General features: G+C 54.2%; 12 protein-coding genes. 7 read left to right on the top strand and 5 right to left on the bottom strand.

Annotated elements, in window-relative coordinates:
• Positions 1-50 precede the first annotated feature (50 nt).
• Positions 51-1,358 carry a TRAP transporter large permease gene (locus tag ACTU44_RS18695; protein ID WP_114098970.1) on the top strand — a complete coding sequence of 436 codons (1,308 nt, stop codon included), beginning with the start codon at positions 51-53 and terminating at the stop codon, positions 1,356-1,358.
• A gap of 99 nt (positions 1,359-1,457) precedes the next feature.
• Here the strand turns inward: ACTU44_RS18695 and ACTU44_RS18700 are convergent, their stop codons facing one another.
• Complete coding sequence (locus tag ACTU44_RS18700; protein ID WP_114098969.1) at positions 1,458-2,474, bottom strand: 1-aminocyclopropane-1-carboxylate deaminase; 1,017 nt, start codon at positions 2,472-2,474, stop codon at positions 1,458-1,460.
• A 161-nt stretch (positions 2,475-2,635) separates the two neighbouring features.
• Between ACTU44_RS18700 and ACTU44_RS18705 the strand changes: the two genes are divergently transcribed.
• Positions 2,636-3,100: an Lrp/AsnC family transcriptional regulator gene (locus ACTU44_RS18705; protein ID WP_114098968.1), complete on the top strand. Its 465-nt coding sequence runs from the start codon at positions 2,636-2,638 to the stop codon at positions 3,098-3,100.
• A gap of 79 nt (positions 3,101-3,179) precedes the next feature.
• Here the strand turns inward: ACTU44_RS18705 and gor are convergent, their stop codons facing one another.
• Positions 3,180-4,538, bottom strand: coding sequence for a glutathione-disulfide reductase (gor, locus tag ACTU44_RS18710; protein ID WP_462096092.1), 1,359 nt, complete (start codon positions 4,536-4,538; stop codon positions 3,180-3,182).
• A gap of 229 nt (positions 4,539-4,767) precedes the next feature.
• On the opposite strand from gor, the gene ACTU44_RS18715 reads away from it, so the two are divergent.
• Both ACTU44_RS18715 and ACTU44_RS18720 read left to right on the top strand, forming a co-directional pair.
• Positions 4,768-5,187, top strand: a complete 420-nt coding sequence (locus ACTU44_RS18715; RefSeq protein ID WP_114098966.1) for a DUF4870 family protein — start codon at positions 4,768-4,770, stop codon at positions 5,185-5,187.
• Positions 5,188-5,319: 132 nt separating this feature from the next.
• On the top strand, positions 5,320-6,774 hold the full coding sequence (locus tag ACTU44_RS18720) for a deoxyguanosinetriphosphate triphosphohydrolase (RefSeq protein ID WP_258548747.1): 1,455 nt from the start codon (positions 5,320-5,322) through the stop codon (positions 6,772-6,774).
• 50 nt (positions 6,775-6,824) lie between these two features.
• Here ACTU44_RS18720 and ACTU44_RS18725 read toward each other — a convergent pair whose 3' ends face one another.
• Together ACTU44_RS18725 and ACTU44_RS18730 are read right to left on the bottom strand one after the other, a co-directional pair.
• Positions 6,825-7,568 carry a phosphoadenylyl-sulfate reductase gene (locus tag ACTU44_RS18725; RefSeq protein WP_114099050.1) on the bottom strand — a complete coding sequence of 248 codons (744 nt, stop codon included), beginning with the start codon at positions 7,566-7,568 and terminating at the stop codon, positions 6,825-6,827.
• The gene (locus ACTU44_RS18730) at positions 7,565-8,125 is read right to left on the bottom strand and encodes a precorrin-2 dehydrogenase/sirohydrochlorin ferrochelatase family protein (protein ID WP_114099051.1); all 561 of its coding nucleotides are present in this window, start codon (positions 8,123-8,125) and stop codon (positions 7,565-7,567) included. The genes ACTU44_RS18725 and ACTU44_RS18730 overlap by 4 nt, the downstream gene beginning before the upstream one ends.
• Before the next feature lie 256 nt (positions 8,126-8,381).
• On the opposite strand from ACTU44_RS18730, the gene ACTU44_RS18735 reads away from it, so the two are divergent.
• On the top strand, positions 8,382-9,437 hold the full coding sequence (locus ACTU44_RS18735) for a COX15/CtaA family protein (protein ID WP_114099049.1): 1,056 nt from the start codon (positions 8,382-8,384) through the stop codon (positions 9,435-9,437).
• 68 nt (positions 9,438-9,505) lie between these two features.
• Here the strand turns inward: ACTU44_RS18735 and ACTU44_RS18740 are convergent, their stop codons facing one another.
• Positions 9,506-10,774 carry a DUF3422 family protein gene (locus ACTU44_RS18740; RefSeq protein ID WP_114098965.1) on the bottom strand — a complete coding sequence of 423 codons (1,269 nt, stop codon included), beginning with the start codon at positions 10,772-10,774 and terminating at the stop codon, positions 9,506-9,508.
• 209 nt (positions 10,775-10,983) lie between these two features.
• On the opposite strand from ACTU44_RS18740, the gene tldD reads away from it, so the two are divergent.
• A complete protein-coding gene (gene tldD, locus ACTU44_RS18745; RefSeq protein ID WP_114098964.1) occupies positions 10,984-12,417 on the top strand; it encodes a metalloprotease TldD in 1,434 nt (477 codons plus the stop codon).
• A 256-nt stretch (positions 12,418-12,673) separates the two neighbouring features.
• Positions 12,674-14,146, top strand: a complete 1,473-nt coding sequence (locus ACTU44_RS18750; protein ID WP_114098963.1) for a tetratricopeptide repeat protein — start codon at positions 12,674-12,676, stop codon at positions 14,144-14,146.

Raw genomic sequence — 14,146 nt, forward strand, 5'->3', positions numbered from 1 at the left:
AGCCGGACCATTATTTTCTGAATGTGACCGGCGCGACAGGATAACTTTAAATGTTTGATTTACAGTCTCTGGGCATCGAATACGGCACGCTTGCCATGTTCGTCCTGCTGCTCGGTTTCCTGATAACCGGCATGCCGCTGGCCTTTGTCACACTTTTGATTGCCCTGATCTTCACCCTTGGCTGGTTCGGTCCGATGGCAGTGCCACTGATTACCAGCCGGGTTTATTCATTCGTTTCATCCTTTGTCTTTGTCTCGGTCCCGATGTTCGTCCTGATGGCTGCCATCCTGGACCGATCAGGGGTCGCAAGAGACCTGTTTGACGCCATGCGCCTGTTCGGCGGACGTTTGCGCGGCGGTGTTGCAGTTCAGACGATTTTCGTTGCTGTCATTCTGGCTGCCATGAGCGGCATTATCGGCGGCGAAATTGTTCTGCTTGGCCTGATCGCGCTGCCCCAGATGCTGCGACAGGGCTATGACAAGAACCTTGCAATTGGTGTGGTTTGTGCTGGCGGATCGCTGGGCACCATGGTGCCCCCATCCATCGTTCTGATCATTTACGGTCTGACCGCAAACGTATCGATCGGTGATCTGTTTACATCAGCCTTTATTCCGGGCTTCATGCTGGCAGGCTTCTATGTCGCCTATGTCCTGTTCCGGTCCTACACGGGCAAAAATATCGCCCCGCCACCCCAGACCGAAAAGATCCCGCATGCCGAAAAAATGCGGCTGCTCAAAGGGCTCTTCCTTCCGATCATGGTCGTATTTTGTGTGCTGGGGTCCATTTACGGCGGGATTGCATCCGTCACAGAAGCGTCCGCAGTTGGTGTTGCCGGTGTGATTGCCTCAACCGTCGTACGTGGTGAATTCTCGATTGCCATGTTGAAGGCAGCAGCGGTTCAAACCCTTTCGACCTGTGGCATGATTGTCTGGATCGGGATTGGCGCATCAGCCCTTGTTGGTGTGTTTAACCTGATGGGCGGGATCAATTTCGTGTCGGGACTGATCACCGGGATTTCCGATGACCCGATCACCATTATCCTGTTCATGATGTTGATCCTGTTCATTCTGGGAATGTTTCTCGATTGGGTCGGCATCGCGCTTCTGACCATGCCGATCTTTGTACCGATCGTGAAACAGCTTGGCTTTGATCCGGTATGGTTCGGGGTGCTGTTTGCCATGAACATGCAGGTCAGCTTCCTGTCACCTCCGTTTGGCCCCGCGGCGTTCTATCTTAAATCCGTGGCGCCGCCGGACATCACGCTTGGCGATATTTTCAAGGCTCTTCTGCCCTTTATCTGTCTTCAGATACTCGCGGTCGGAATCCTGATCATGTTCCCCGGTATCACCGGACGCTGATCACATTTATCACCACACGACAAAAGGCGGAGCCAGACGGCTCCGCCTTTTGTTTTTCTTTCAATTGCGACATCAGGAATCCGTGACAATCGAAACTGCTTATCCGTTGCGATAAAGATAGCTATAGGCGTTGATCGCCGGAACACCACCAAGATGGGCATATAGAACCTTTGATCCCTTGGGGAAGTAACCTTTGCGCACCAGATCGATCATGCCCTGCATCGATTTTCCTTCATATACCGGGTCCGTCATCATGCCTTCCAGACGGCCACAAAGACGGATGGCTTCGTTTGTTTCATCGGATGGCACACCGTACAGCGGATAGGCGTAATCCTCGATCAATGTGATGTCCCTGTCCGATATTCCGCCTTCAAGCTCGACCAGATCGGCGGTCTTCTGCGCGATATCCAGAACCTGCGCACGGGTCTGATCGGGGGTGGCGGAGGCATCAATACCCACAACCTTGTCCGCACGACCGTCGGCGGCAAATCCGACCACCATTCCGGCATGGGTTGATCCGGTCACGGTACAAACAACGACATAGTCAAACTTGAAACCAAGTTCGGCTTCCTGGGCACGGACTTCCTCGGCAAAGCCGACAAAGCCCAGTCCGCCATATTTATGCACCGATGCACCGGCCGGAATGGCATAGGGCACGCCACCCTTGGCTTTTACATCTTCAAGGGCGGCCTCCCAGCTTTCGCGAATGCCGATATCAAATCCTTCATCGACCAGTTCGATCTGTGCGCCCATCACACGGCTCATCAATATGTTTCCGACCCGGTCATAGACCGCGTCATTGAACGGCACCCAGCTTTCCTGCACCAACCGGCATTTCATTCCGATCTTGGCGGCAATGGCTGCAACCTGGCGGGTATGGTTGGATTGCACCCCGCCAATGGTCACAAGTGTATCCGCCCCGGATTTCAGCGCATCGGGGATGATATATTCCATCTTGCGGACTTTGTTGCCGCCAAATGCCAGACCGGAATTGCAATCCTCGCGTTTGGCATAAAGGTCGACATCCCCGCCAAGATGCTCGGATAAACGCGGCAGCGACTCAATCGGGGTCGGACCAAAGGTTAGCGGGTATTTTTCAAATTTTTTCAGATTCATCGGGCACTCCCTGACAACGGATTGAAGACCGCAATCAGGCTAGCGCCATGTGGATGGAATGTGCTCTCGAAGTTTGGATTGATATTTGAAGCACCCGTCGTCAAGATTTATTGAAAATGAACTTCATTCCATAAATTGCGAAAATAACGGAAGGTTCTTTCATGTCTTTTGAGCCAGACAAGATCGACTACAAGATTTTGCGCCTGCTCCAGAGCGATGGCCGCATGGGCAACGCCGAAATTGCCAAACAAGTCAATGTCAGTGCGGCAACCTGCCACCGTCGAACGCAAAAGCTGTTTGAAGAAGGCTATGTCAAAAACATCCGCGCCCAGATCGCACCGGAAAAGGTCGACCGGGGGGCCTTGGTGATTGTGGGTGTGGTCCTTGATCGCTCCACCCCGGAAAGCTTTGCCGAGTTTGAAGCCAATTGTCGCAAAATGCCGTTCATCCTTGATTGTCATCTGGTGGCGGGCGACTTCGACTATTTCCTGAAAATTCGGGTCCGCGATATGGCCGATTTCAATCACCTGCACGGCGACCAACTGATCGCCCTGCCCGGCGTTCGCCAGACCCGGACATTCTTTGTCATGAAGGAAGTGGTCGATAACGCGCCGTTGCCGTTTTGACACGACAAACCTTCCGATGACAAGAAAGGCGGCATCTTGCCGGGATGCCGCCTTTAATGAACTGCGTTAAAGTTACCGATTATTCGACCGGGAACCGCATGGTGACGAATTCCTCAGCCGCGGACGGATGAACCGCAACGGTCTGGTCAAACTGGGCCTTGGTTGCGCCCATGCGGACTGCGATACCAATACCCTGAATGATTTCGGCTGCATCGGGGCCGACCATATGGGCCCCAAGCACAACGTCGGTGGTCTTATCGACAATCAGCTTCATCAGCGTTTTTTCATCACGGCCCGAAAGCGTGTGGCGCATCGGTTTGAAGGTGGATTTGAAAATCACGACCTCGCCGCCCTTTGCGCGCGCTTCTTCCTCGGACAGGCCAACAGTGCCAACAGGCGGCTGGCTGAACACGGCGGTCGGGATCGCCTGATAGGTCATATGCCAGGGTTTGCCGCCATAGACACTATCGGCAAAGGCCATGCCTTCCTTGATCGCAACCGGGGTCAGTTGCACGCGGTCAGTCACGTCGCCAACGGCATAGATGTTTTCCGTGGTGGTCTGAAGGCCCTGATTGATTTTGACGGCACCGCGTTCGTCAGCCTCGACACCGGCATTTTCAAGGCCAAGACCCGCCGTGTTGGGCGCACGACCGGTGGCAAACATCACCTGATCGGCTTCAAGCGTCGAACCATCGGTCAAGGTCAGTGACAGGCTGCCATCAGCCTGCTTTTCAATCGCCGTGACATTGGTGTTCACCCGCAAATCGATGCCCTTTTTGACGATTTCCTCGGCCAGATGGTTGCGGATATCGTTGTCAAAGCCGCGCAGGATCTGTTCGCTGCGATAAAGCTGGGTCACCTGTGATCCCAAACCGGCAAAGATACCGGCGAACTCGACCGCGATATAACCACCACCGACAACAACAACACGCTTGGGCAATTCTTCAAGATAGAATGCCTCGTTCGAGGTGATGGCGTGTTCACCCCCCGGAAGATCGGGCTTGGTCGGATGACCACCCACGGCAATCAGGATGCGCTCGGCGGTAACTTCACGATCACCAACGATCAGGGTATGGGCATCCTTGAAGGTCGCGCGATGTTCGAACAGCTCGACATTCGAGCCCGCCAGAAGCCGTTTATAAATGCCGTTCAGGCGATCAATTTCGGCATCCTTGTTGGCGATCAGCGTCTTCCAGCTAAAGGTAGGCTCCCCCGGAAGGGTCCAGCCATAAGCGGACGCATCTTCGAAGTCTTCGGCAAAGTGCGCACCATAGACCAGAAGCTTTTTGGGCACACAGCCACGGATGACGCAGGTGCCACCGACCTGGCTTTCTTCGGCGATGGCGACCTTTGCGCCATATCCCGATGCCACGCGTGCGGCACGAACACCGCCCGACCCGGCACCGATCACAAACAGATCAAAATCATAGTCCGACATGCGGAAATCCCTATTTTCGGTCAATTGACATCATGGCGCCAAATGTAGGGCGATAATTCCCAAAGTCGAGGCAAAACCAAGCAAAGCCGTCGTAAATTTCATGTGAAGGCCCGTGAGGTTCCAAAACCGGCAACAGTTTCATCAACCCGACATAGCATTTTTAAACTTTCACGCTATATGATGGAAAAGACGCGATGGGGATTGCGATAACTTTTGTAGGAATACGTCTATGAACGACCATATCCACGGTCAGGATGCGTCTTTTGACAATGCGCCGCGCTATGTTGACGAGCGCGGCGGGAACACGGCCCTTGTCTGTTACGGGCTGATGATTGCAACCCTGTTTACGGCCTTTGCCACCGGGCTTATTGCGCTGATCGTGTCCTATATCGCGCGCGAAGAAGACAATCACTGGACCAACAGCCATTATACATTCGTGATCCGGACATTCTGGATCAGCATCCTTTACGCCATCATTCTGGGCTTCTTTACCTTTGTGATTGGCTGGATCCCGCTTTTGGGCTGGGCTGTTGTCGGGTTGATGGGGCTTTACACCACGGCCTGGTTTATCGGGCGTAATGTTGTCGGGCTTTTGCGTGCGCTCAATGGTCGTCCGATTGACGATCCGCGAAGCTGGTTCTTTGGCTAAGCCATAGCCCGATCAGGCAGAATTGGCGGTGCAATCGGCAAGAAGTCACTTTGCCCGATTGCACCGGACTCCCCGGGCCGTTAAAGTCATTGCCAAGTTGGAACACATGACACGGACAGGGGTAGCACCGCCATGACATTGGCGTCGTCTGCGCAGGGGTCTGGCGATAAAATGCGCTGGGAAACCCTTCTTTCTTCACATCGACTGGAATTTCGGGATGGCAAGATTCGTCTTCCCGAAGGCGCCCCCTATCCCACCCCCGATGGCAGAAGCCCGTTTCAGATCGACGTTGACCGGGTGATCTTTTCATCCTCGTTCCGCCGTCTTCAGAACAAGACACAGGTGCATCCGCTTTCGGAAAATGACCACGTTCATACCCGCCTGACCCACACGATCGAAGTCGGATCGGTCGGGCAGTCGCTTGGCCTGATGGCCGGTGCGCATATCGTTGCCAATCTTCCCGAAGGGTCCGGAACAACCGTGGCCGATATCGGCTATATGGTTCAGGCAGCCTGCCTTGCCCATGACATCGGCAACCCGCCATTCGGCCATTCCGGCGAAGATGCCATCAATGAATGGTTCACAACATCCCGCCTTGCGAAGGATGAGCTGACCTCGCGACTATCCGGGCCTGAACTTGAAGACCTGCGTCACTTCGAAGGCAACGCGCAAGGCTTGCGCATCATCAGCCAGCTTGAAATGAAACGCTTTGATGGCGGACTTAACCTGACTTACGGGACGCTGGGCAGCTTTATCAAATATCCGCGCAGTACCTCGGTCCCCGATAGTCGGCGCCGCGAATATACCGGCCTTAAAAAACCCGGCTATTATCAGGCGGAACGCGATATTGCCTTCGCCATTGCGCGGGTTTGCGGGCTGTCACCGCTTGACGGGTTTGATGGGGCATGGCGGCGTCATCCGCTGGTCTATCTTGTCGAGGCGGCCGACGATATTTGCTATTCCGTGGTCGATCTTGAAGATGGCTGGGAACTGGGCTGTGTGAGCTTTGAAGAAGTCGAACGTGCACTGGCCCCGATTGCCCGACACCCGGAAAAATACGACGGCGATGCCGAACAACGCTGGCAGGACCTGCGTTCCGAGGAATGGTATGCCGAAAAATCGGAAAATGACCGGATCGGCTTCCTGCGCGGCAAGGCGATTGGCAATCTGGTGAAAGCCGCTGTTGATGCCTTTATCGCCAATGAAGATGCGCTTTTATCCGGAACGCTTGAAGGTGATTTGCTGGCCAACACGCCGCTTGGTCCGCATGCCAAGGCCTGCAAGAAACTGGCGGTCGAAAAGATTTATAACGCCCCCCATGTCCTGCCAATCGAGATGGCCGGGTTCGAGGTGATTAACGGTTTGCTCGACAGTTTTGTGCGTGCGGCCATTGACCTTGATGAACATAAAAATCACGGCAAGCGCCTGCCGCCGCAGGCCGACCGGATTGACAAGCTTCTGGCCGGGAAACTGTCCGAGGCACCCGATCTTTACAGCCGCCTGATGCGGGTGATGGATTACATCTCGGGCATGACGGACCGCTATGCCGTGACCCTGTTCCGAAAGCTTCAGGGCATCACGATCTAATCAAAAAACCCGGCCATCTGGCCGGGTTTTTCGTTAAGGCATCAATACGCTTAGATGATGTAGTGAATACCGCATTCGGTCTTGTCCTGACCGGCCCAGCGACCGGCACGGACATCGCTTGAATTCGGATCAACACGGTCCGTGCACGGCATGCAGCCAATCGACAGAAATCCCTCGGCCTGAAGCGGATGGCGCGGCAACGCACGATGTTCAAAGATATCGTCGATATCTTCGCGCTTGTAACCGGCAAGCGGGTTGATCTTGATCCGCGAACCGGCTGGTTCAACCACCGGAAGCGCATCACGTTCACCGCCATGGAACCTTTTGCGACCGGTCAGCCAGGCGTCATAGCCCTCAAGCGCACGCTGAAGCGGCTCGACCTTGCGCAAATAGCAGCATTTGGCGGTGTCCGAGGCAAACAGCATGCCGTTGGGGTCTTCGGCTTTCAGCTTTTCCTCGTCCGGGCGCATGATCCTGATGTTGGTCAGGCCCAGCTGATCAACAAGCTGTTCACGATATTTGTGGGTTTCGCCAAACAGCTTGCGGGTATCAAGGAAAATGACCGGCAAGTTGCGATCGACTTCGGCAACCAGTGCCAGCAAAGCCGCCGCCTCGGTCCCAAACGACGAGGTCATGGTCACTCGGCCCTTGAATTCCTCATGCACCATCGGCTCGATCAGCGATACGCCCTGCAAGTGACCATATTTGTCCAGCAGGCGCCGAGCGCGATCAGTTGCTTCCTCGACCGACATTGAGCCGCCCGAAACAATATCTTCTTCACGCATTACATTCATGGCAACCATCTCCGCCGATCGATATATTCGTCGGTCTTTTGAAGCAAGGTCTGCATATCTGCGCCGCTTGCTTTCCATTTCTCTCTCTGATCAGACAGTTCACGCAACCGCCTGTCCCAGGTCGGTACAAGCCAGTTTTCAATGGCCCGACGGATACGACCGGCCAGACGCGGACTGTGACCATTGGTCGAAACCGTGATCATCAGATCACCGCGCTGAACACGCGCTGGTGAAAAAAAATCACAGTATTCCTTAACATCCTCGACATTGGCGATGGTGCCGACCGCCTTGGCAATGGCGGCAAGTTCGGCGGCCCTTTCTTCGCCAAGGTCGACAATGAACATGATGGATGCCGCATTCACATCTGCCGAATTCGGCAAATAGCGATGCAGGCGATCACCGGCCTGATCGACCAGTTCGGGTATCGGGCTTTCCGAGTAAACGGTGACGTATTTTGCCCCATCACCGTCAAACTGGCGCAAACGGTTCAGGGTTGCCTGACCGTTCCCGACCAAGGCGACCGAAAGTCGCGTCAGGTCCAGATTGATGGGAAACATCGTCGATCCTCTAAAAAGAAGTTTCTGTTTGTTGTCCATGACTATGGGTGTGAAAATTAAAATATTCAATACATTTTTTATGTGTTTTATAATTATACAACACAATTAATAGTGTTTTATTTGAAGCGAATTATCTGATCCAAAGACCGGGTATCCCGCGTAAAGCTTTTCCTGCAATTTTTCAAAAATGCCCTTATATTGGGCCAAAATCCGGCATAACCATGCCGATCAGACTAACGATCAAGAGAGCGTCCCGATGCCAAGCAGTGCCGCCCCCGCCCTGACCGATCACCCGGCCATATCCCCCGTTGCCCATCGCAATGTCGCCATCTGGCTGTTTGGCTGTGCGGCAATGGTCTTTATCATGGTGGTGATTGGCGGCCTGACGCGCCTGACAGAATCGGGACTTTCAATCGTTGAATGGCGTCCGTTTACCGGCATCATCCCGCCACTGAATGAAGCCGACTGGACCGCCCTTTATCAGCAATACAGCCAATATCCGGAATTCCAGAAAATCAATGCCTGGATGTCGGTCGAAGATTTCAAATCGATCTTCTGGCTGGAATTCATCCATCGCCTTTGGGGTCGGTTGATCGGGGTTGTGTTCTTTATCCCGTTCGTCTGGTTCCTTGCCAAAAAGTCGATTGATGGCGCCACCAAGTGGAAGCTTTGGGGCCTTTTCATTCTGGGCGGTCTTCAGGGCCTGATGGGCTGGTATATGGTGATGAGCGGTCTGGTGGATCGTCCCGATGTCAGCCAGTATCGCCTGACCGCGCATTTCGGACTGGCGCTGGTGATTTTCATCGCTCTTTTATGGGTCGGCCTGCAACAGCTTGCACCGCGCGCCATTGGTACAAATGCCTCCAAACGCAGTTGGCAGCTTTTGGGACTGATCGTCTTTACGGCCCTTTCAGGCGGCTTTGTTGCCGGGCTTGATGCCGGTTATGCCTTTAACACCTTCCCGCTGATGGATGGGCAGCTTATCCCCGATGGCCTGTTCGTGTTTGATCCGGCCTGGCTGGCCCCGTTTGAAGACCACATGACGGTGCAGTGGGATCATCGCTGGCTGGCGAAACTGACCTTTGTGATGGTGATCGTGTTCTGGTGGAGGGCTGGAAAATGGAACCTGACTTCTGATCAGCGCTTTGCCACGCACCTTGTTCTGGCCGCCGCCTGCCTTCAGGTCGCCCTTGGCATCTCGACCCTGCTCAGCGTCATCTGGCTACCGCTTGGCGTTGCCCATCAGGCGGGTGCGGTGGTACTGGTCGGAACAGCAACCTATGCCGCGTACAAGCTGCGCGACGTCGCTTAAGGTCGCGTTTCCCAAAAACAAAAAAGGGCAGACAGGTGCTGCCCTTTTTTAATTCCAAAATCTTCAACTTAACTATCGGCCTGATGCAGTGCCTTTTTCACCCGATGGGTGGCAAACCAGATCATCGCAAGGACAACCGGCACAGCAATCCCGGTTGCCACACGGTCATTGATCGGAACACCGGTATCCTTGATCGCCTTGAACAAATACCCCAAAAGCCCGACGGCATAATAGGTAATCGCGGCAACAGACAGACCTTCAACAGTTTGTTGCAGACGCAGTTGCAATTTCACACGGCGATCCATGCTGGCCAGAAGATCGCGGTTTTGTGCCTCAAGCAGGATATCAACGCGCGTACGCAAAAGGTTATTGGCGCGCGCCACACGTTTTGACAGCACTTCCAGCCGATCCCCGATATTCTGGCAGGTGCGCATGGCCGGAGCCAGGCGACGTTCCATGAATTCGGTAATGGTCTGGACACCCTCGATACGTTCTTCACGAAGCTCGTTCAGGCGGGCCTGTACGATCCGGTAATAGGCACGCGCAGCACTGAAACGATAATTCAGCGACGCGGCCATTTCTTCGGTCTGGGCTGCAAGATCCGTCAACTTTGACAAGGTTTCCTCGTCATTGGTTTGGGTCTTGCTGGCCATTTCAGCGGTAATTTCCGACAGGCGCGTATCGATCTCGGACACCTTGGGCGTTGCGCAATGGGCCATCGGAAAAGCAAGAAGCGCCATCATGCGATAAACTTCAATTTCCTTGAGACGCTGCACCAGACGCCCGGCCTGCAGCTGCTCCATGCCCAGATCCTTGACCAGCATGCGACCAAAGCCATCCCCATGCAGACGAAAATCGGTCCAGATTTGCGCCGTACCGCCCAGAACCCGACTTCCGGTCAGGCCATTATGATCAAACAGACGTGAAATCTCTTCTTCGGTCCTGTCTGTTTTCTCAACCACGATATGAAGTCCGACCATCAACTGGCCCGGCGTTTCCGACAGCCAGTCCTGGGGTACCAGATTAATGACCGGGTCTTCGAACGGGTTATCGAACGGCTCCATGCGCTTGAACACGTAGACCGTGAATTCCGCGTGACGTTCCCAAATGACGGAAAAGCCGTCACAGGCAGCTTCGTAATATTTCTGATCCGGTGCGGGCGGCGTCAGACTGAAGCGCTTGCAGAACGTCATGAAATGGTCCCGGACGTCTTCATCAAGCTCTTCGCCTGCGTGAAAAGCAATGCAGGAACATCGCGTCGGGCTGCTGACACCGCCAAACGGGCGGGCATGAATTTCGTTATGAAGGGCGACACGCTGGGGATGTTCGACAAACATTGCCACGGGCTTTCATAATTGGCCATTGCGGTCTATATAAAGCGTTCAGTGGCGGTTTCTGACCGAACGCTGACAGTACCTGTATAGACGAAAGTTCAATGTGACAGAAAGTCCCAAAAACGTCAGGGAAAATACTGTCACAAGTGCTTTTATCTTTTGGGGAAAATCATTTTCTCTGGCCGAACAATTCCGGCCCTCAAGGAGGTTCCATGACCGATCTGCGCACCACTGATAATCTGTTTTTCGCCAAAGGTGATCTTGATCGCGAGCGGCTTGAAACGCAGGTCAATGACGCGCTTGGCGCGGCAGAAGACGGGGAACTGTTCCTTGAATATCGCCAGTCCGAAAGTCTGGTCTGGGATGATGGGCGTCTGCGCAGTGCGAATTTTGACACAGCACAGGGTTTTGGTCTTCGCGCTGTTGCCGATGAAGCCACCGCCTTTTCGCATTCCAACGAACTGTCCAATGATGCGGTTGCACGTGCCGCCGAAACCGTCAAGGCGGTTGGGTCCGGACGTTCGGGCAAGGTCGATCTTGGATCAATCGGCACCAATATCTCGCTTTATTCCGATGTGAACCCGCTGGGCGAAGCCACCTTTGAAGCCAAGGTTGATCTTCTGGCACAGATTGATGCCTATGCCCGGTCGCGTGATCCGCGCGTTGTGCAGGTATCGGCATCGATTTCCGGTAACTGGCAGGCTGTCCAGATCTGGCGTGCCGGTGGTCAGCGCATTGGCGATATCCGACCGCTGGTAAGGTTTAACGTATCGGTTGTCGTCAAACAGGGTGACCGTATGGAAACCGGATCACACGGAGAAGGCGGTCGTATCGGATATGATGGTTTCTTTGACGAAAAAACCTGGAAAAAGGCCGTTGATGAGTCCCTGCGTCAGGCCATCGTCAATCTTGATTCCGTTGCCGCACCGGCCGGTGAAATGACCGTGGTGCTTGGACCGGGCTGGCCGGGTATTTTGCTGCATGAAGCGATTGGCCATGGCCTTGAAGGTGACTTTAACCGCAAGGGCACTTCGGCCTTTGCCGGCCTTCTGGGACAGCGCATCGCATCACCGGGCGTCACGGTTGTTGATGACGGCACCATTCATGATCGCCGTGGCTCGCTTTCGATTGATGATGAAGGAACGCCGACCCAGCAAACCGTTCTGATCGAAGACGGTATCCTTAAGGGCTTTATGCAGGATCGCCTCAATGCCCGCCTGACCGGTGTCAAATCGACCGGCAATGGTCGTCGCCAATCCTATGCCCATGCCCCGATGCCGCGCATGACCAATACCTATATGCTGGGGGGCGACAAGGAACCAGAAGAGGTTCTAGCCTCGGTCAAGAACGGCATTTATGCGGTTAATTTCGGCGGCGGGCAGGTCGATATCACGTCGGGTAAATTCGTCTTCTCGGCATCCGAGGCCTATCTGATTGAAAACGGTAAAGTCGGTGCCCCGGTCAAGGGCGCGACCCTGATTGGCAATGGTCCGGACAGCCTGACCAAGGTTTCCATGATCGGCAATGACATGGAACTTGATAACGGGATTGGTACCTGTGGCAAGGATGGCCAGGGGGTCCCGGTCGGTGTCGGACAACCGACCTTGCGCATTGATGGTCTGACCGTCGGCGGCACTGCAGTATAGTTTTGTTCTCACATCTTAAAAGATCTCCGGGGTGCTGATCACAGCACCCCTGAGATCTTTACGTATATAAAAACTATACGACCTACACTATCCCTACCCTTCACCCGAATGGCTTACATCGGATCACCATAGTTCATAATCTGTCAAAAGAAGATTATGCCGATTTTGGCGGTCCGCAGCTCGGCCAAGTCATCTGGTCTGACGGTGCAGAACCGAAACTGATGCCGCGAAAATCCGAGAAAGTTTGGGGGAAAACTTGAATACAAGCCGATGGCGGCAGGGTACGGCAGTTTCAGCTGTACTCGTTGCACTGGTGATGGGGGCGACTGGTGGTGCCAACGCACAACAGAGCGTCGATGTGCGAACCGATGAAGCACGTCAACTTTCCGACGATTTTGACAGACTGCGTGACGTCACCGAACGTGCAAACCTTTTGCTTCGCACCGATGATGGCGGGGATATTACCTATGCCGATATCCTTGCCAATCCCGACGACATTATTCTGAATTTCCGCTGGGCCAAGGCGCAGCTCGCCCGCGGTGAGGTACGCGGCGCATCAGCCACACTTGAGCGCATTCTGGTTCTTGATCCCGAACTGGCACCGGTGCGGCTTTATTACGCCATTGTGCTTTATCGCCTTGATAGCCTTGATGAAGCGCGCACGCAGTTTGACCGGTTGCGCCAGATGGATGTCTCGCCCGAGGTCGCGGCTGACATTGATAAATATATCAATGCCATCGAACGGCGGCGCGCACGGTTGCATCAATCCGTGACACTGACTCTGGGGTCCCAAGTCGACAGCAACCGGAACGCCGCCCCCAATGACAAGCAGCAACTGGTCACCGGCACATTGACCAACATCACGGCATCAGCTGACAAACCGAGGAACGACATCGCCTATGTCGGCGCCCTTCGCTATGACGTCAGCTATGATCTTGGTTATCAGGAAGGTCACGAAATCTTTGCCGCCGTGACGGGCTATGCCAGTGATCAGGTGCAGCTTGACTCTCTTGACCTTGGGTCGTTCTCGGTCGATGTCGGAAGCCGCATTCGCGGTGGTTACTGGATGCTTACACCGACGCTGAACCAGACCGTGCAGTCCCTTAGCAAGGAAAAATACCTCACGTCACGTTCCGGGCGGCTGCGTCTGGACTGGAACCCGCGTCCGTTCTTTAACCTGAACGGTGATGTCAGCTATGCCGATGAACGCTATCAGAATACCAGTGAATCAAGCGCACTGCGTTTACATTCCGGTCAGCGCTATGGCACCAGACTGGGATCGAATTACACATGGACGCCGAATAACCGCACCACCTTTAATCTTTTTGCGGGCAAAAAAGAGGCGGCACGCAATTATTACAGCTATGACAGCTTGAGCGGCGAGTTGATCCATGCTTATCTGTTTGGCGGGGGAAGTTACATAAGTGGAAGTTTCCGTTATGGGATCGACCGTTATCGTGATCCTGACTTTCTGGTGACCGGCAATTCGCCACAACACCGGATGGATCGCAGTGCACGGACAAGATTGACCTATGGCGCGCCACTTTCACAAATACTGCCATCGGACTTGTTTGGGGATAGCAAAACGGCAAATCAGATCTATGACCTGCTCGCACCGGTTAACTGGTCGATCACAGGCGAATATCTGAATACCAAATCGAACATTCCCAACTATGAATATCACAATGCCAGGGCACAGTTTTACCTGACCCGGCGATGGGAGTTCTAG

The sequence above is a fragment of the Thalassospira sp. SM2505 genome (genome assembly GCF_054901115.1).